The organism is Microbacterium sp. NPDC056003 (assembly GCF_042274785.1).
In the GTDB taxonomy this organism is placed as follows: Bacteria; Actinomycetota; Actinomycetes; order Actinomycetales; family Microbacteriaceae; genus Microbacterium.
In genome coordinates, this window is the sequence record NZ_JBHJXQ010000001.1 from 1010437 (window position 1) to 1027151 (window position 16715).

General features: G+C 71.1%; 18 protein-coding genes. 2 read left to right on the forward strand and 16 right to left on the reverse strand.

Going from position 1 to position 16715, the window contains the following annotated elements:
* Positions 1-52: 52 nt before the first annotated feature.
* Positions 53-259, reverse strand: a complete 207-nt coding sequence (locus tag ACFC1W_RS04665; RefSeq protein WP_241111816.1) for a hypothetical protein — start codon at positions 257-259, stop codon at positions 53-55.
* 163 nt (positions 260-422) lie between these two features.
* Between ACFC1W_RS04665 and ACFC1W_RS04670 the strand changes: the two genes are divergently transcribed.
* A complete protein-coding gene (locus tag ACFC1W_RS04670) occupies positions 423-1610 on the forward strand; it encodes a DUF4192 family protein (RefSeq protein ID WP_375989208.1) in 1188 nt (395 codons plus the stop codon).
* Positions 1611-1669: 59 nt separating this feature from the next.
* On the opposite strand, the gene lysS is transcribed toward ACFC1W_RS04670, so the two are convergent.
* The 14 genes from lysS to tilS all read right to left on the reverse strand — a co-directional run bounded on the left by lysS (position 1670) and on the right by tilS (position 14239).
* A complete protein-coding gene (gene lysS, locus ACFC1W_RS04675) occupies positions 1670-3199 on the reverse strand; it encodes a lysine--tRNA ligase (RefSeq protein ID WP_375989211.1) in 1530 nt (509 codons plus the stop codon).
* Positions 3200-3339: 140 nt separating this feature from the next.
* Positions 3340-3753: a hypothetical protein gene (locus ACFC1W_RS04680; protein ID WP_375989214.1), complete on the reverse strand. Its 414-nt coding sequence runs from the start codon at positions 3751-3753 to the stop codon at positions 3340-3342.
* A 42-nt stretch (positions 3754-3795) separates the two neighbouring features.
* Positions 3796-4644: a pantoate--beta-alanine ligase gene (panC, locus tag ACFC1W_RS04685; protein WP_375989216.1), complete on the reverse strand. Its 849-nt coding sequence runs from the start codon at positions 4642-4644 to the stop codon at positions 3796-3798.
* Positions 4641-5354 (reverse strand): DUF2520 domain-containing protein, encoded by a 714-nt coding sequence (locus ACFC1W_RS04690; RefSeq protein WP_375989219.1) that lies wholly within the window; start codon positions 5352-5354, stop codon positions 4641-4643. The genes panC and ACFC1W_RS04690 overlap by 4 nt, the downstream gene beginning before the upstream one ends.
* Positions 5344-7164, reverse strand: a complete 1821-nt coding sequence (locus tag ACFC1W_RS04695; protein ID WP_375989222.1) for a PH domain-containing protein — start codon at positions 7162-7164, stop codon at positions 5344-5346. The genes ACFC1W_RS04690 and ACFC1W_RS04695 overlap by 11 nt, the downstream gene beginning before the upstream one ends.
* Positions 7161-7742 (reverse strand): PH domain-containing protein, encoded by a 582-nt coding sequence (locus tag ACFC1W_RS04700; protein ID WP_375989224.1) that lies wholly within the window; start codon positions 7740-7742, stop codon positions 7161-7163. The genes ACFC1W_RS04695 and ACFC1W_RS04700 overlap by 4 nt, the downstream gene beginning before the upstream one ends.
* Positions 7687-8181: a DUF3180 domain-containing protein gene (locus ACFC1W_RS04705; protein WP_375989227.1), complete on the reverse strand. Its 495-nt coding sequence runs from the start codon at positions 8179-8181 to the stop codon at positions 7687-7689. Before ACFC1W_RS04705 ends, ACFC1W_RS04700 begins: the two co-directional genes overlap by 56 nt.
* On the reverse strand, positions 8178-8711 hold the full coding sequence (gene folK, locus ACFC1W_RS04710; RefSeq protein WP_375989230.1) for a 2-amino-4-hydroxy-6-hydroxymethyldihydropteridine diphosphokinase: 534 nt from the start codon (positions 8709-8711) through the stop codon (positions 8178-8180). Before folK ends, ACFC1W_RS04705 begins: the two co-directional genes overlap by 4 nt.
* On the reverse strand, positions 8708-9079 hold the full coding sequence (gene folB / locus ACFC1W_RS04715; protein WP_375989232.1) for a dihydroneopterin aldolase: 372 nt from the start codon (positions 9077-9079) through the stop codon (positions 8708-8710). Before folB ends, folK begins: the two co-directional genes overlap by 4 nt.
* Positions 9055-9894, reverse strand: coding sequence for a dihydropteroate synthase (gene folP, locus ACFC1W_RS04720; RefSeq protein ID WP_375989235.1), 840 nt, complete (start codon positions 9892-9894; stop codon positions 9055-9057). The genes folB and folP overlap by 25 nt, the downstream gene beginning before the upstream one ends.
* The gene (gene folE / locus ACFC1W_RS04725) at positions 9891-10478 is read right to left on the reverse strand and encodes a GTP cyclohydrolase I (RefSeq protein WP_375989237.1); all 588 of its coding nucleotides are present in this window, start codon (positions 10476-10478) and stop codon (positions 9891-9893) included. Before folE ends, folP begins: the two co-directional genes overlap by 4 nt.
* A gap of 9 nt (positions 10479-10487) precedes the next feature.
* Positions 10488-12494: an ATP-dependent zinc metalloprotease FtsH gene (gene ftsH / locus ACFC1W_RS04730; protein WP_375989239.1), complete on the reverse strand. Its 2007-nt coding sequence runs from the start codon at positions 12492-12494 to the stop codon at positions 10488-10490.
* Between the two features lie 179 nt (positions 12495-12673).
* Entirely contained in the window at positions 12674-13225 is a 552-nt protein-coding gene (gene hpt / locus ACFC1W_RS04735; RefSeq protein ID WP_241111803.1) for a hypoxanthine phosphoribosyltransferase, read from the reverse strand.
* A gap of 9 nt (positions 13226-13234) precedes the next feature.
* On the reverse strand, positions 13235-14239 hold the full coding sequence (gene tilS, locus ACFC1W_RS04740) for a tRNA lysidine(34) synthetase TilS (protein WP_375989241.1): 1005 nt from the start codon (positions 14237-14239) through the stop codon (positions 13235-13237).
* A 204-nt stretch (positions 14240-14443) separates the two neighbouring features.
* Here tilS and ppa point away from each other — a divergent pair, with 204 nt between their 5' ends.
* A complete protein-coding gene (ppa, locus tag ACFC1W_RS04745) occupies positions 14444-14977 on the forward strand; it encodes an inorganic diphosphatase (protein WP_375989243.1) in 534 nt (177 codons plus the stop codon).
* A 186-nt stretch (positions 14978-15163) separates the two neighbouring features.
* Here the strand turns inward: ppa and ACFC1W_RS04750 are convergent, their stop codons facing one another.
* A complete protein-coding gene (locus ACFC1W_RS04750; RefSeq protein ID WP_375989245.1) occupies positions 15164-16528 on the reverse strand; it encodes a peptidoglycan DD-metalloendopeptidase family protein in 1365 nt (454 codons plus the stop codon).
* Positions 16529-16715 lie beyond the last annotated feature (187 nt).

Genomic DNA, 16715 nt, shown 5'->3' on the forward strand with positions numbered 1-16715 from the left:
GGCTCCTGACGTTCCCCGGACGGCGTGAGCCCCACCTTAGTGGGGACGGCGGTCAGCGCTCGGAGGCGGCAGGTGCATCGACCGGTGCCGCGGCCGGCGGCATCCCGAGTTTGGCGCGCTCCTTGGCCTCGACGCGGGCGTACTCACGGCGCTCGTTGCGGTCGGCACGGATCACGCTGCGCAGCACGAAGAAGAAGATGGCGCTGACGACGATCGTCGGGAGCAGCGTCCACACGACGGCGACCCAGTAATCGTCCATGCCCTCAAGGATACGCGGCCGGCGCAGGGGTGGTTTCCCGAGGAGTTCGCGACGACGTTCGCCGGAGGCGGCGGTTCCTCCCCAACCCCGGGTGCTGCGTGAACGATCCCCGGTCGGCGATCGGGTCCCGTGCTCACCCCGCCCGTGCCGCGACAGTCGACCCATGACCACGATCGTCAAAGCCGCGGGCGCCGCGGAGTTCCTGTCCCTCATCCCCCGCATGCTCGGCTACGTCCCCACGCGCAGCCTCGTGATGGTCCCGTTCGCCGGTTCGCGCAGCGTCGGCGCGATGCGGTTCGACCTTTCCGACGACGACACCGAGTCCGTCGACCGTGTGGCCGCGACCGTCATCGGGACGGTGTGCCGGCTCCCCGAGGCCGACGCCGTCGCCGCGATCGCGTTCACCGACGCGACCTTCGAAAGCGGGAATCGGATGCCGCACACCGGCCTTCTGCGCGCGCTCGAGCGGCGCGCCGACATCTGCGGGCTGCGGTGGACCGACGCCCTGTGCGTCGCCCAGGACGCCTGGGGTTCCCTCTTCGACCCGTACTGTCCCGAGGGCGGACGGCCGCTCGCCGACCTCGACCTCTCGGCGGCGAATGAGGAGGGGCCGGGCGCCGAGGGCGCCACCGCGCCGGGCGACCAGGCGTCGGGCGCCGAGCTCCCCCGCGTCGGACTCGCGCAGAGCGAGCGGGTCGCCAGTGCGCTCGTGTCGCTCGAGCGGGCGGTCGATGTGCTGTGCGGACCGGGTGGAGGAGCGGATGCCGCGCCCGGCGGCGATCCGGACGACGCTGACGTCGCCCCGGCCGGCGGCGACCGCATCGACCCGGCGGCACTGGCGGCGGTATGCGCGCTCGACGATCTGCCCTGCCTGTTCGAGGACGCACTGGACTGGGAGGCCGACGACCTGAGCCCGTACGACGCCGCGACGCTCGTGTGGTGCCTGTCGCGGCCGTCGCTGCGCGACATCGCCCTCGTGCAGTGGAGCGCGACCATGATCGCCGGCGACGAGGCGTTCGACGCACAGCTGCGGTGGGAGTCCGGCGAGGAGTATCCGACACACCTCGCGATGCGCATGTGGGGCGAAGGGGAGCAGCCCGACCCCGACCGTCTCGCACGAGCGCTGCAGGTCGTGAGGTTCGCGGCGGCTGCGGCACCGAGGGCGTCTCGTCCGGGACCGCTCGCGATGTGCGCGTGGCTGTCGTGGGCGCTCGGTCTCTCGACGCACGCCGACCTCTACGCCGAGCAGGCGTGCGCGATCGAGCCCGAGCACGGCCTCAGCGAGATCGTCCGGTCCTTCGTGCACGCCGGGCACCTGCCGGACTGGGCGTTCCGCCGAGCCGCGCGGTGAGCGCGCGTCTCGCTCAGCCGGTGCCGAACGTGTCGCCGGGAGGCCGGGCGACCGTTCTGCTACTTGACGAGCGGGAAGAGGATCGTCTCGCGGATCCCGAGACCGGTGATGGCCATGAGGAGGCGATCGATGCCCATGCCCATGCCGCCGGTGGGGGGCATGCCGTGCTCGAGCGCCCGCAGGAACTCCTCGTCGATGCGCATCGCCTCGAGGTCGCCGCGCGCGGCCAGCTTGGCCTGCTCGACGAAGCGCTCACGCTGGATGACCGGGTCGATGAGCTCCGAGTAGCCCGTCGCGAGCTCGAAGCCGCGCGTGTACAGGTCCCACTTCTCCACGACGCCCGCGATCGTGCGGTGCTCCCGCACGAGCGGGCTGGTGTCGATCGGGAAGTCCATGACGAACGTCGGGCGCGTGAGGCCCGGCTTCACGAAGTGCTCCCACAGCTCTTCGACGAGCTTGCCGTGCGTGGCGTGGGGCGGAAGGTCGACGCCCACCTCGTTCGCGAACGCGACGAGCTCGTCGAGCGACGTCTCGGGCGTGATCTCGCGACCGGACGCCTCCGAGAGCGAGCCGTACATCGGCAGGCGCTCCCACTGACCGCCGAGGTCGTACTCGGTGCCGTCCGCCCACGTGACCAGGGTCGAGCCGGTGACCGCGATCGCGGCGTTCTGGATGATCTCCTGGGTGAGGTCGGCGATCCCGTTGTAGTCGGTGTACGCCTGGTACGCCTCGATCATCACGAACTCGGGGCTGTGCGTGGAGTCGGCGCCCTCGTTGCGGAAGTTGCGGTTGATCTCGAAGACCCGCTCGATGCCGCCGACGACCGCGCGCTTCAGGAACAGCTCCGGCGCGATGCGCAGATACAGGTCGGTGTCGAACGCGTTCGAGTTCGTGATGAACGGGCGCGCCGATGCGCCACCGTGCTGCACCTGCAGCATCGGCGTCTCCACCTCCAGGAACCCGTGGTCCGCGAATGTCTGACGCACGCTCGCGTTGGCCTTCGCCCGCGCGACGACCGTCTGGCGCGCCCGGTCGCGCACGATGAGGTCGAGGAAGCGGCTGCGAACGCGGCTCTCCTCGCTGAGGTCGGCGTACATGTTCGGCAGGGGGAGCACTGCCTTGGCGGCGATCTGCCACGTCGACACCATGATCGACAGCTCGCCGCGACGGCTGGAGATGACCTCGCCCTCGACGAAGACATGGTCGCCGAGGTCGACGAGCTCCTTCCACTGCTGGAGCGACTCCTCACCCACGGCGGCGAGCGACACCATCGCCTGGATGCGGCTGCCGTCGCCGGACTGCAGCGTGGCGAAGCAGAGCTTGCCGGTGTTGCGGCTGAACACGACACGGCCGGCGACCGCGGCGGTCACACCGGTCTCAGCACCGGCCTCGAGGTCGCCGAAACGCTTGCGCAGCGCGGGGATCGTGTCGGTGACCGGAACGCTCACGGGGTAGGCGCCGCCCGAGGCATCCGTCCGCTCCGCCATGAGCCGCTCACGCTTGGCCAGACGGACGGCCTTCTGCTCGAAGATGTCCTCTTCGGTGGGTTCGGGCGTCTCGGCAGGCGTGTTCGCAGGCGTTTCGGTCATCGACGGGCTCCTCGCAAAAGTCGCCGCCAAGTCTATCTGCGCGGCCTCGCCGGTCCCTGCCCTCACGCTCAGGATCCTCGACGGTGAGACGGCGCCTCACCCTCGAGAACGTCGGATCAGGGGCCCTGCCTCGCGACGGGTCAGAGGGAGTCGCCGGATCCGGGGTGTTCGCGGGCGAAGCGAGTCAGGTAGGCGTAGTAGTCGGCGCCGACGAGGTTCAGAAGGGACTCCTGGGCATCGCCGTCGCCGGTAGCGGCGCCGTGGCACAGGTCGCCGAGCGCTTCCGCGGTGGAGAGGGTGCGCTGTGCGGCGTCGTCACGAACGTCGAGGACGAGCGAGGTGCGGACGTTCTCAGCGGTATCGCTGCGGAAGACGATGTCGAACGCTGCGAGGCTCGTCCCGTCGCGCGAGGTGGTACCGGTGAACGTCTGCGTACCGGTGGTGCGGGTGACGCCGATGACCCGTCGGCATGCGGCGAGGAGCTCGGAGTGGATCCAGCTCGTCTCCGGCTGCACGGTGGTCAGCGGATGGGTCTCATGCGGTGTGTCCCACATGGGTCCAGTCTCCCCGATTCACGCGGCCCCTGCGTTGGATCCTCAAGCGATGTAGATCTGCGCGTTGTCGATGAACCGGTGCCCGGCCACGCTCGCCGCGATGAGCGCGAGCGCCGGGCCTCGGTGGCCTTCGTCGACCGGGAGGAAGGACCCGGGGTCGACGACGCTGAGGTACTCCAGACGGATCCGCGGCTCGCCCATGAGGGTCGACTGCGCCGCGGCGATGCAGGCGTCCACGCCACGGTCGGCGTTCGACGCCGCAGCATCGAGAGCGGCCGGCAGCAGTCCGGCGGCGGCGAGGTCGCGGTCCTCCAGCATGCCGACGCGCGTCGAGACCGGCAGGCCGTCGTCGCCTCGCACCGTCTCGACCGTGGCCACCTCGACGTCGAAGCAGAGGTCCCGGATCATGCGACGCACGAGGAAGATGCGCTGCGGATCGCGCTCGCCGTACACCACGACGTCGGGCCGCACGAGATTGAGGAGCTTCGCCTCGACCGTGAGCAGCCCGTCGAAGTAGAACGGGCGCGCCCGGCCCTCGTAGCGCAGCCCGAGGTCGCCGGCGCTCACCTTCGTCGTGGCCGTGCCGTTCGGCAGCAGCTCGGCGGCGTCGGGCATGAAGACCACGTCGACGCCGAGCGATTCCAGCAGCTTCGCGTCCTCGTCGGGCGTGCGCGGGTACGCCGCGAACTCCGCCGTGGTGGCGAAGCGCAGCGGGTTCACGAAGACGGACACCACGACGATGTCTGCGACTTCGCGTGCGCGGTGGACGAGGTCGATGTGGCCGTCGTGGAGAGCGCCGATCGTCGAGATGAGCGCGATCCGGGTCCCCTGGGGAGCTGCGGCTCTGGCGTCGGCCAGCCGGGTGCGCAGCTCGTCGGCGGTGCTGATCATCCGTTGATCGTATCGGCGGGTTCGCCGGGATCCCCGGAACCCGCAGCGGCGAGCGCGTGGTCGACCGTGGTGTGCACGAGCCCGGAGAGGAACGCCGCAGGGTGGGGGACCCCGGCCTGGCTGAGCAGCCCGGCTGCCTGGCGCACGATCGATCGCGAGAACTCGGTCGCCGCCGAGATCGCCTCCGCGTATGTCGGGCGGTCGTCCTCGGCGACCACGACGGGCTCGCAGCCGAGCTCGACCGCGAGCGCCTGCGCGATCGGCAGCACCGGTCCGGGCGCCGTCACTGCCGCGTACCCCGTGGTCAGCGCCCGCAGGTCCATCGAGGTGCCCGCGAACACGATCGCGGGATGCACAGCGAGCGGGATGGCCCCCTGCGCCATGGCCGGCGCGAGCACCCCGGTGCCGTACGCGGCGTCGGTGTGCAGCACGAGCTGCCCCGGCTGCCAGGCACCCACCGCCGCGAGTCCCGAGACGAGCCCCTCGAGCTGGTCGTGCGGCACCGCGATCACGACCAGCTCGCTCCGCCGGATCACCTCCGTCGCCTCGAGCACCGGAACCCCGGGAAGGATCGCCTCGACGCGCTCGGGGTCGGAACCCTTCGTGATCCCGGTGATCGCGTGCCCCGCACCGGCGAGCGCCGCGCCGATCACGGGGCCGACGCGACCGGCGCCGATGATCCCGACGCCGAGGCGGCCGTCACGATTCATGCGCGCTCCCGTCGGAGGCGGTCCGCGCCGCCGGAGCCTCAGCCCCGGCCGCCGGAGCGTGAGCCCTGACCGCCGGAGCCTCAGCCCCGGCCGCCGGCTCAGCGGTCGATCCGGCGGGCGCTGCCGGCCCCTCGGGCTCGTCCGCCCGCTGGCCCCACGTATCCGTCGCACCCTGCCCGGCGACCGGCGCGGTCGCCAGATCCAGCTCGGCCTCCGCCCATCGGTGCGAGCGATCCCCGCCCGCCGCGTCGACGGTGGCCTGAGCGACGTCGTCGAACAGCCGCAGCGCCTCGTCACGATCGATCGCGGCGAGGTGCGCGTAGACCGGCCCGCTCACGACGTGGCCGCGCAGCGATGCGACGCGTGTCAGCCTGTCTAGCGGCCCCTGGTGCAGTCCGATGCTCTGCAGGCGGGCGAGCGGCAGGATCGCGAGCTTGCGCCACACGGCCCCGCGTCGCAGCAGCAGCACGTCGGGCGTGAGGCGGAAGCCGTTGCGCCGGTACGAGAACGGCCGGATCCACCACGCGCGCCGCGGCGAGTTCGTGAAGGAGTCACGATCCCGAGGCCCGAGCACGCCCTGCTCGACGATCAGCGGCCACTCGGTCTCGGCGACCTGCGGCTGCACCAGCCGCAGCACCCGCTCAACGTCAGCGGACGTGCCCACCGGCAGCACCGTCGTGAACTGGTCGGTGTTGGCATCGGTCGCACTGCGCCCGGTGAGCCGGTTGATGCGGATCATCCACCAGCCCGCGGGCCGCCACAGGATCGGCTGGGTCACCTCGACGGCATGGATGCGACCCGGCGGCACGATCTCGGTGATCGTCGTGAGCAGCCCGAACGTGATGCGCACGCCGTCGGGCGTCGGCGCGATCGAGTACCGCAGCGACCGCACGATCGAGCGCACCCAGTAGGCGCCGAAACCGATGATCGCGGGAACGAAGCCGAACAGCAGCCACGTCACGCCCTGTGAGACCCCGACGCCGATCGCGACGGCGGCGACCAGAAGCCCCACCGTCGACATGCTCACGAGATGGGATGCCACGAGCCGGCCGATCGGGATGTTGACGACCGAGTCCGGCACCGCGACCGGCAGTTCAGGTCCTTCGATGAGGCCGGTGAGCTCCCGGCCGACGGTCTGCCCGAGCGCGGCCACGCGGCCCGCCGGACGCGTCGGCGCGGCGTGGGACGCGGCATCCGCGAGTCTTCTGCCGGAGGCGAGCCGCAGGATGTCCGCGCGCACGGCTTCGGCGTTCGCGGTCGAGAGGTACTCCAGCTTGACGTTCGAGTCGGTCCCCGCGCCCACCACCTCTAGCTTGGCCATGCCGAGCAGCCGGGCGATCATCGGCCGCGTGAGGTTCACGCCCTGCACGCGGTCGAGCGGTGCGCGGCGCTGCGTGCGGAACAGGATGCCGCTGCGCACCTCGACGTCGTCGTCGGTGATCCGGAACGTGTGGAAGCGCCACGATGTGTAGAACACCGCGACGATCACGAGGAGCGCCGCGAGGACCGAGAGCAGCGCCAGGACGTAGAGGTTGTTGGCGACGATGAAGTCGACGGGGTCGCCGGCGCCCTCCCATTCGCGGACCTCGTCGCCGAGTTCGTCGCCGAGCTCGGGCGCGAGCCACGGCAGGAACAGGAACACCAGCCGGTCGCGCAGGTTCGCGATCACGATGCCGATGACGACGAGCAGGAACAGCCCGCCGCGCAGCAGCGGCGTGAGCGGGTGCAGGCGATGCCATTCGCCGTCGCTGAGGGGCGAGCGCACGAGCTCCTGCGGCGGAGCGTCGGGCGACGGAGTCGGATCTGTCATAGTCCCGTGCGCCGGCTCTCTGCGACCTCGATGAGATGGTCGCGCAGCGTCTCGGCAGTCTGCTGCTCGAGCCCGGGGATCACCACGCCCGTCGTCGCAGCGGCGGTGACGAACTTGAGCTGCGCGATGCCGAAGCCACGGTCGAGCGGGCCGTGCGTGATGTCGACGAGCTGCATCCGGCCGTACGGCACGGCGACGAAGCGCTGCCACAGGATCCCCCGGCGGAACACCAGGTCGTCGTCCCGCAGCTGATAGCCGATCGAGCGAGCCTGGCGAGGCAGGATCGCGAGCGTCCAGACCAGGATCACCGTGAGGATTCCGCCCGGGATCCAGGCCCACGTCTGGTGCATCAGCAGCGTGAGCACGAGCATCGCCGCGACGACGATCAGCAGGAACGAGCCGGTCGAGATGAACTGCACCCGCACGTACTTCGGCGAGATCTGGTGCCACACCCCCGACTCCAGCACGAGGCGGTTCTCGGAACGCGGTTCGGCCAGACTGGTGTAGCCTCCGGCCGCCGGGTCAGTGTCCGTGGATGCGGGGCTCGAGTCCGGGATCCCCGCCGGGGTGTTCGTCATCATCGTCCTTCCGGATGGTGCACAGATGCTCCGCGACGAGCGCGGCGGCCACGAGGAGGGCCCCGCAGATCGCGGTCGCGATCACCGTCGCCATCGAGCCTATCGACGGCACGACGGGTCGGGTCACGAGGAACAGCAGCAGCCCGAGCGCCACCCCGCCGATGGCCGCGCCGACGATGCTGGCCGCCTTCGCGAGCATCGCCACGCGGACGGCGCGGAACGGGTTCACCATCTTCGACGCCGAGCCGCGCGTCGCCTGCCGGATCGGCACCGCGAGCACGACGACCACAGCGCCGAGCATCACCAGCAGGATCGGAAGGGTGACCGCAGGCGTGAAGGTGGCACGCCCAGACGACGTCAGCACCTGGTCGAGGAGGAACCCCGCGGCGACGCCGAGGGCGGCGGCGACGAGGAGGATGCCGGCTCCGGTGTGCTTCATCGGTCCCCTCGGAGCTTCGCGAGCAGGGCATCGACCCGGCCGGCGCCCGGGAGCGTCGCCTCGGGATCGATCGAGAGCCACGGCCCCAGCACGAAGTCGCGCTCCGCGGCACGCGGATGCGGAAGGAGCAGATCGGGGTCGTCGCTGCGGAGGTCGCCGTAGGCGATGAGGTCGAGGTCGAGCGTGCGGTCGCCCCAGCGCTCACGGCGCTCCCGGCCGTGATGCGTCTCGATCGCGTGCAGATACGCGAGCAGCACCGACGGGGCCAGCCGCGTGGTGACGAGCGCGACGGCGTTGAGGTAAGACGGGGCCGAGGCATCCGGACCATCCGGCTTCACCGCGACCGACTCGACCGGCTCCGACGCGCGCACCGTGTCGACGAGCGGCAGGCGTCGCAGCGCCTCGATCGCCGCCGACATCGTCGCCGCGCGTTCGCCGAGATTCGCACCGAGTGCGACCACTGCAACCGCGGGGGCGCGGTCGGTGTGCGATGCGTCGCCCTGGAACCCCTGCGCCAGACGCCGGTTCATCGGGACCCCCGCGCGCGCTCGATCGTGACGGCGACGTCGGTGAACGAGAGCGGGATCGGCGCGTTCGGCTTGTGCACGGTCACGCGCACGCTGTCGACGAGCTCGGCCGTGAGCACCTGCTCGGCGATGCGGGCGGCCAGGGTCTCGAGCAGGTCGACCGGCTCGCCGCCGACGATCGCCGCGATCTGCTCGGCCAGCTCACCGTAGTGCACGGTGTCGGCCACGTCGTCGGTCTCCGCCGCCGGCCGCGTGTCGAGCCGCAGCGTGACGTCGACCACGAAGTCCTGCCCGACGCGACGCTCCTCGTCGTAGACGCCGTGGCGCCCGAAGACGCGGAGCCCCGTCAGAGTGATCTCGTCGGCGCCCAACGGCTCTCCCCTTCCCACGCCGTCGCGACGCGCAGCGCGTCACGGGTCGCGGCCACGTCGTGCACACGCACCGCCCATGCGCCCGCCTGCGCGGCGAGCACGCTGGTCACCGCGGTCGCGAGGTCGCGCCGGCGCTCGCTCACCTCGGACGGATCGCCGCCGGCCGCACCGAGCGTCTCGGCGAGGAACCGCTTGCGGCTCGTGCCGATGAGCACGCGATGCCCCATGGCGGCGATGCGCTCCGTGGCCCGCAGCGTCGCCCAGTTCTGCTCGCCCTTCTTGCCGAACCCGATGCCCGGGTCGACGATGACGCGTGACGGCGGGATGCCGGCAGCCGCCGCGGCATCGACACGACTGCTCAGCTCCGCCATCACCTCGGCCGCGACGTCGGCGTACTCGGCACGCGCGTACATGTCGGCCGACGGCCCGCGCCAGTGACCGAGGGCGATGTCGGCGCCGGATGCCGCGACCGCGGCGAGCAGGTCAGGGTCGGCGAGTCCGCCCGACACGTCGTTCACCAGGCGCGCGCCCGCCTCAACGGCGGCCGCCGCGGTGGAGGCGTTCATGGTGTCGATGCTGACGTAGGCGCCCGCCTCGGCGAGTGCCCGCACGACCGGCAGCACGCGCTCCTGCTCGACGCCCGGGGCGACACGCTCTGAGCCCGGCCGGGTCGACTCGCCGCCGACGTCGAGGATGTCCGCGCCCTGCTGACGGAGGGAGAGCCCGTGCGCGACCGCGGCGGCGGCATCCAGGAACCGGCCGCCGTCGCTGAAGGAGTCGGGCGTGACGTTCACGATGCCCATGACGAGCGTCATTCGCGGCTCCCGAGGAGCACAATCAGCTCGGCGCGTGCCGCCGGCTCGGCGAGCTCTCCGCGAGCGGCGATCGTGACGGTCGAGGCATCCGACTGTCGTCCTCCGCGCATCGTGACGCACTCGTGGGTGGCGTCCAGCACGACCAGCACGCCGCGGGTGTCGAGTGATCCGGCGATCGCGTCGGCGATCTGCTCGCCCAGCCGCTCCTGCACCTGCGGCCGCGACGAGAGGATGTCGACGACCTTCGGCAGGGCGCCGAGTCCGACGACCTGCTCGCCGGGAAGGTACGCGATGTGCGCATGTCCGCGGAAGGGCAGCAGGTGATGCTCGCAGATCGAGCGGAAGCGGATGTCGCGGACCATCACAGCACCGGACGGAAGCGTCTCGGGCGCGGGCCCGCGTGTCACCGAGATCGTGTGCGCGAGCGGGGCCGCGGCATCCTCGCCCACCCCGGCGAAGAACTCCGTGTACGCGTCGGCCACCCGCCCCGGGGTGAGCTTCAGCCCGGGGCGATCCGGGTCTTCCCCGATCGCCTCGAGCAGCTCGCGCACGAGCGCGGCGACGCGATCTCGGTCGACGGCCATGACGGGAGCCTATGCGGTCGCGGGGCGAGCCTGACCGGTCGGGCGACGCTTGGCGGCCTTCTCGGCCGAGGGCTGCTCCGCCTCGGTCTGGGCGGCGGCGCCGACCGGCTGCGGACGGGCGGGCACCTCGACGGGCGGGAGCACCGACACCGGGCGCTGCTCGCTCGACAGCCACTGCGGGCGCGGCGGGAGCCGCTTCACGTCGGTGAAGATCTCGGCGATCTCGAGATGATCGAGCGTCTCGTTCTCGAGCAGCGCGAGCGCGAGCCGGTCGAGGATCTCACGGTTCTCGTTGAGCACCTGGTACGCCTCGTTGTGCGCCTGCTCGATGAGCCCGCGCACCTGGGCGTCGACCCGCTCGGCGACGCGCTCCGAGAAGTCGCGGCCGTGACCCATGTCGCGGCCCATGAAGACCTCGCCCGACGACTGCCCGAGCTTGACCGGACCGACATCGGTCGTCATGCCGTACTCGGTGACCATCTTGCGCGCGATGTTCGTCGCCTTCTCGATGTCGTTCGAGGCACCGGTGGTGGGGTCGTGGAAGATGATCTCTTCGGCGACGCGGCCGCCCATCGCCCACGCGAGCTGGTCCTGCAGCTCGTTGCGGGTCACGGAGTACTTGTCGTCGAGCGGCATCACCATCGTGTAGCCCAGCGCCTTGCCGCGAGGGAGGATCGTGATCTTCGTGACGGGGTCGCTGTGGTTCATCGCCGCCGCGACGAGGGCGTGGCCGCCCTCGTGGTAGGCCGTGATGAGCTTCTCCTTGTCCTTCATCACGCGGGTGCGGCGCTGCGGACCGGCGATCACGCGGTCGATGGCCTCGTCGAGGGCGCGGTTGTCGATCAGCTGCGCGTTCGAGCGGGCGGTGAGCAGCGCGGCCTCGTTGAGGACGTTCGCCAGGTCTGCGCCGGTGAAGCCCGGCGTCTTGCGCGCGACGACCTCGAGGTCGACGCCGTCGGCGAGCGGCTTGCCGCGGCCGTGCACCTCGAGGATGCGCTGGCGGCCCTTGAGGTCGGGCGCGTCCACGCCGATCTGACGGTCGAAGCGGCCCGGACGCAGGAGGGCCGGGTCGAGGATGTCGGGACGGTTCGTCGCCGCGATCACGATGACGTTCGCCTTGGGGTCGAAGCCGTCCATCTCGACGAGCATCTGGTTGAGCGTCTGCTCGCGCTCGTCGTGACCGCCGCCCATGCCGGCGCCGCGGTGGCGACCGACGGCGTCGATCTCGTCGATGAAGATGATCGCCGGGGAGGTCTCCTTCGCCTGGTTGAAGAGGTCGCGCACGCGGCTGGCGCCGACGCCGACGAACATCTCGACGAAGTCCGAACCCGAGATCGAGTAGAACGGCACGCCCGCCTCGCCTGCGACGGCGCGGGCCAGCAGGGTCTTTCCGGTTCCGGGAGGGCCGTACAGCAGCACGCCCTTCGGGATGCGCGCGCCGACCGCCTGGAACTTGGCCGGATCCTTGAGGAAGTCCTTGATCTCCTCCAGCTCCTCGATCGCCTCGTCGGCGCCGGCGACGTCGCCGAACGTGACCTGCGGCATCTCCTTCGTCACGAGCTTCGCGCGCGACTTGCCGAACTGCATGACCTTGCTGCCGCCACCCTGCGCGCTCGAAAGCAGGAACCAGAACAGCAGGCCCAGGAGGAGGATCGGGAGCAGCAGCGAGAGGAACCCGTCGAACCAGGTCGCGCGCGGGACGGCGTCGTTGAACCCGTCCTTCGGGTCGGCCTCGTTGATGGCGCTGACGACCTCGTCCGCACGCGCCGAGACGTAGTAGAACTGCACGTCGCTCGCGCCCTCGTACTCGTCGGAGAGCTTCATGTCGACGCGCTGATCACCGTCGGTGTTCACCACCTCGGTCACGGTGCTGCCGCCGAGCAGCTCGAGGCCCTCCTGCGTGGAGATCTGCTTCGCGCCGTTCAGGCTGGAGATGAGCGAGAACCCCACAATGAGGAAGACGCCGATCAGCAGCACGTAGAACAGCGGATTGCGGGTGATCTTCTTGAAGTCCATGGTGCGGGCGCGCGCCCGATCCCTTTCGTCTGCGAACCGGCTGCGCGCCTACAGAATGGCGCGCGAAGCGGTGGGATCAGGGTATCGCGGGGTTCCTAGGCGCTGACTGTGCATTCGCCGACGGCGTAAGGCTCGGGAGGACCGCCCCCGGGTGTGCCCGTGTCGGCGCGAGCGCCGGGCTAGGAGTAGACGTGCGGGGCGAGCACCGCGACGTCGCGCAGGTTGCGGTACTTCTCGGCGTAGTCCAGTCCGTACCCGATGACGAACTCGTTCGGGATGTCGAAGCCGACGTACTTGCAGTCGACCTGCACCTTCGCGGCCTCGGGTTTGCGCAGCAGCGCGAAGACCTCGATCGAGGCGGCGCCGCGCGACTCGAAGTTCTCGAGCAGCCAGCTGAGGGTCAGACCGGAGTCGATGATGTCCTCGACGATCAGCACGTGCTTGTCGTGCAGATCGGTGTCGAGGTCCTTGCGGATCTGCACCACGCCGCTCGACTTCGTGCCGGCGCCGTACGACGAGACCGCCATCCAGTCCATCGGCACCGACGACGGCAGGTAGCGCGAGAAGTCCGCCATCACCATGACCGCGCCCTTGAGCACGCCGACGAGCAGCAGGTCCTTGCCTGCGTAGTCCTCGGCGACCCGGGCCGCGATCTCCTGGAGCTTCTCTCGGATCTGCTCCTCGGTGACGAGGATCTCGGTCAGTTCGCTCTGGATGTCGGCCGCGCGCATGCTCAGAGTCTAGGCGTCGCGGCGGGCCGTGAACTCGATCCGTCCGCCGACGCGGCGGGCGCGGCATCCGGGCAGATCTATCGGCCCCTGGCCGGACCAGTCCGTCACCAGCCGCGCCACCTCGAGCGTCTGGCCGCGGGTGAGGCTCTGGTGGAACTCGCTCGCCACGACGTGGCGGATGATCCGCCCCCGCAGCGCGGCGGGATTCGCGGCGAGCGCGGCGACGGAGACCGAGATGCCCGCCTCGGCGTGCTCGACGATGTCTTCGATCGTCTCGTCGATCATCTCGTCGAACGCTTCGGCGTCCTCGCGCAGCTGGGCGGCTGTGCGCGCGAGCGCTTCGGCGATGCCCGGGCCGAGCTCTGCCTCGAGCACCGGCAGCACCGTCTCGCGCACGCGCACCCGGGCGAACCTCGGGTCGGCGTTGTGCGGGTCCTCCCACGGCTCGATACCTTCGGCCGCGCATGCTGCCCGCGTCGTCGCGCGCCGCACCTCGAGCAGCGGCCGCAGCAGCACGACTCCGTCGAGCGTCCCGGCCGCCGGCATACCCTGCAGGCTGCCCCCGCCGGAACCGCGGGCGAGGCCGAGCAGCACGGTCTCTGCCTGGTCGTCGAGCGTATGACCGACGAGCACCGCCGCGGCGCCGGCCTCGCGCGCCGCGTCGCGGAGGGCCCGGTACCGCGCGTCCCGCGCCGCCGCCTCGGGTCCGCCCTCCCCGGCGACCTCGACGCGCACGACGCGGGCCTCGAGTCCGAGGGCCTCGGCCGCTGCCGCTGCGGCGGACGCGGCATCCGCTGACCCGTCCTGAAGTCCGTGGTCGACCGTCACCGCGACCGCTGCGAGCCCCAGCTTCGGCGCCTCGAACGCCGTGGCCGCGGCGAGCGCGAGCGAGTCGGCGCCGCCCGAGAGCGCGACGACGACGGCCGAGCCCGGCTCGAGGCCGGCCAGCGCGCGGCGCACCGCGAGCCGAACGGCGGCGACCGCCGGGTCGAGTCCGGGACGATGCTGTTCCACCCGCCCACCGTACCCAGGGTCCCCGGCCGCGCCGTACCCGGCTCAGGACCGGCGTGATGGCGCGGCCGGCGCCGCCGCACGATCACGGGGCCGACCGCCCGCCCCGTCCTCCGTCAGTTCTGGGTACGGTACGGAACGGCGCCGCAAGCGGCCGCGACTAGGCTTGTCGCGGCATCCCACCGTCTCTTCCGAAGGAGCACCATCATGGGCGCGTACGACGCCGTCATCGAGATCCCGCGCGGCAGCCGCGTGAAGTACGAGGTCGACCACGGTACCGGCCGGGTCTTCCTCGACCGCATCCTGTACACGCCGATGGGCTACCCCACGAACTACGGCTTCTTCGAGAACACCCTCGGCGAGGACGGCGACCCGCTCGATGTGCTGGTCATCCTCGACGTCGAGCTCTCGCCAGGCATCCTCGCGAGCGTCCGCCCGGTCGGCGTGCTGAAGATGAGCGACGAGGCCGGCGGCGACGACAAGGTCGTCGCGGTGCTCGCCAAGGACCCGCGCTGGGCGCACATCCAGGACGTCGGCGACATCCCCAAGTACCTCCAGAAGGAGATCGCGCACTTCTTCGAGCACTACAAGGACCTCGAGCCCAACAAGTGGGTCAAGGTCGACGAGTGGGCGGATGCCGCCGAGGCGGAGCGCCTCGTCAGCGAGGCCTTCGACCGCTTCAAGGCGCACGAGGGCGAGACCCGCACCCAGGGTGAGGGCGTCGCGCCGAGCACGCTCTGACGACGATCCACGAGGAGAGCGGATGCCGTCGCGGCATCCGCTCTTCGTCGTCACGGGGCGTCGTGGTCGTGGCTCACCTGTCGCAACACGCCGGCAGTCGCAGCGATTCGCGACAGGTGAGCGGATGCACGGCCGCAGCCTCGACCGTGCAGGCGACCGCCTCGCCGGACACGCCCCGCGGGAGGGTCAGACCGAGACGCCGCGGTCGCGCATGAAGTTGATCGGGTTGACCGGGTACCCGTTCACGTAGGTCTCGAAGTGCAGGTGGCAGCCGAACGAATTGCCGGTGTTGCCCTCGCTGGCGATGAGCTGTCCGGCGTTGACCCACTGGCCGGAGCGCACGAAGATACCACCGGGCCTGATGTGGCCGTAGCCGGTGCCGATGCCGCCGCCGTGATTGATGCGGATGTAGTTGCCGTAGCCGCCGTTGTAGCCCGCGTAGTCGACCGTGCCGGCGTGCGCGGCGTAGATGCCCGCGCCGCAGCCGGCGGCGAGGTCGACGCCGTAGTGGAAGCCGCTGGAGCAGTAGCCGCTCCCGCACTGGACGGTGCGCGACCCGTAGCCGGAGCTGCGCCAGCCGGACGAGGGCCGCGCCCAGCCGGACCCGACGACTGCGCCACCGCCGCCGCCTCCGCCGCCTCCGCCGCCACCGCCGCCCTGGTTCAGGCGCTCGGCTTCCTCGCGAGCACGGCGCGCCGCCTCTTCGGCGGCCTTGCGTCGGGCCTCCTCCGCGGCGCGGACGCCCGCCTGGTACTGGGCGACCGTCCGGGCGGTCGTGTCCTGGAGGGCGGCGAGCTGCGCTTCGAGCTGATCGCGGCGGGCGTTCTGCTCGTCGAGCGCCGCCTGGGCCTCGTCGGCCGCGCGCTGCGAGGCGACCATCTTCTGCTCGGCGACCTGCTGCAGGCGATCGCGCTCGGCGCGCTGGACCTCTGCCTGGTCACTGAGGCTCTGCGCCGAGTCGCGGGCGGTGATCGCGTCGGCGTACACGGCCTGATTGCGCTCGATGAGCTTGTCCATGGTGCCGAGCCGTGCGAGCAGATCGTCGGCGGAGGCCGCCGATCCCGAGAAGAAGAGCTCGAGGGAGGTGTCATCTCCGCCGTTGCGGTAGAGCTGGGCGGCGACGCGGCCGGCCTTGTTCGCGGCATCCAGTGCCAGCTGAGCCTGCTCGTCGGCTTGGGACTGCAACTGCTCGGCGCGGTGCGCCGCATCGAAGTACTCCTGCTGCGCGACGTAGAACTCGTCGGCGGCGGACTCCGCGATCGCACGCTTCGATGCGACGTCGTCGGCGAGCGCCTGGATGAGGTTCTTGATCTTGGTGACCTCGGCGGCCTTGGCCGCCTGGTTCGCCTTGGCGCGTTGCACGTCGTCCCACGAGGGGTACGAGGCGGCGAAGGCCGGGGCGACGAGCGGACCGCCGATCGCGCCGAGCGTCGCGACGGCGATGGCTCCGAGGCCGAGGGCGCCACGGCGACTCACGGCCGGCCAGAGCAGTCGGCGCTCACGCGGCGACGGGGCGCAGCCACACTCATCGAGGGCGTCGTCGGTCTCCACCCGATCCCCCTTCGTGACATCGTCGTGATTCACATTAGCAACATCAGTCACATGCGCAACCGGTTCGGCGGAACGCCCTCCAGCGCGCGGGAGGAGCACCACCCGCTCAGTGTCATCCGGGAGACCGCCGCACACAAGGGTGACACGCGCTCGATTGGCGCAATCGAGATCCATTGCGTATGCTTGA

Excerpts from the sequence above, each read along its gene's own strand:
- ppa (WP_375989243.1), top strand. The coding sequence starts at position 14,444 with ATGGGCGCGTACGACGCCGTCATCGAGATCCCGCGCGGCAGCCGCGTG.
- panC (WP_375989216.1), bottom strand. The coding sequence starts at position 4,644 with ATGATCAGCACCGCCGACGAGCTGCGCACCCGGCTGGCCGACGCCAGA.
- ACFC1W_RS04680 (WP_375989214.1), bottom strand. The coding sequence starts at position 3,753 with ATGTGGGACACACCGCATGAGACCCATCCGCTGACCACCGTGCAGCCG.
- ftsH (WP_375989239.1), bottom strand. The coding sequence starts at position 12,494 with ATGGACTTCAAGAAGATCACCCGCAATCCGCTGTTCTACGTGCTGCTG.
- ACFC1W_RS04670 (WP_375989208.1), top strand. The coding sequence starts at position 423 with ATGACCACGATCGTCAAAGCCGCGGGCGCCGCGGAGTTCCTGTCCCTC.
- ACFC1W_RS04690 (WP_375989219.1), bottom strand. The coding sequence starts at position 5,354 with ATGAATCGTGACGGCCGCCTCGGCGTCGGGATCATCGGCGCCGGTCGC.
- ACFC1W_RS04665 (WP_241111816.1), bottom strand. The coding sequence starts at position 259 with ATGGACGATTACTGGGTCGCCGTCGTGTGGACGCTGCTCCCGACGATC.
- folK (WP_375989230.1), bottom strand. The coding sequence starts at position 8,711 with ATGAACCGGCGTCTGGCGCAGGGGTTCCAGGGCGACGCATCGCACACC.
- folP (WP_375989235.1), bottom strand. The coding sequence starts at position 9,894 with ATGACGCTCGTCATGGGCATCGTGAACGTCACGCCCGACTCCTTCAGC.
- ACFC1W_RS04705 (WP_375989227.1), bottom strand. The coding sequence starts at position 8,181 with ATGAAGCACACCGGAGCCGGCATCCTCCTCGTCGCCGCCGCCCTCGGC.
- folE (WP_375989237.1), bottom strand. The coding sequence starts at position 10,478 with ATGGCCGTCGACCGAGATCGCGTCGCCGCGCTCGTGCGCGAGCTGCTC.
- ACFC1W_RS04700 (WP_375989224.1), bottom strand. The coding sequence starts at position 7,742 with ATGACGAACACCCCGGCGGGGATCCCGGACTCGAGCCCCGCATCCACG.
- hpt (WP_241111803.1), bottom strand. The coding sequence starts at position 13,225 with ATGCGCGCGGCCGACATCCAGAGCGAACTGACCGAGATCCTCGTCACC.
- lysS (WP_375989211.1), bottom strand. The coding sequence starts at position 3,199 with ATGACCGAAACGCCTGCGAACACGCCTGCCGAGACGCCCGAACCCACC.
- ACFC1W_RS04695 (WP_375989222.1), bottom strand. The coding sequence starts at position 7,164 with ATGACAGATCCGACTCCGTCGCCCGACGCTCCGCCGCAGGAGCTCGTG.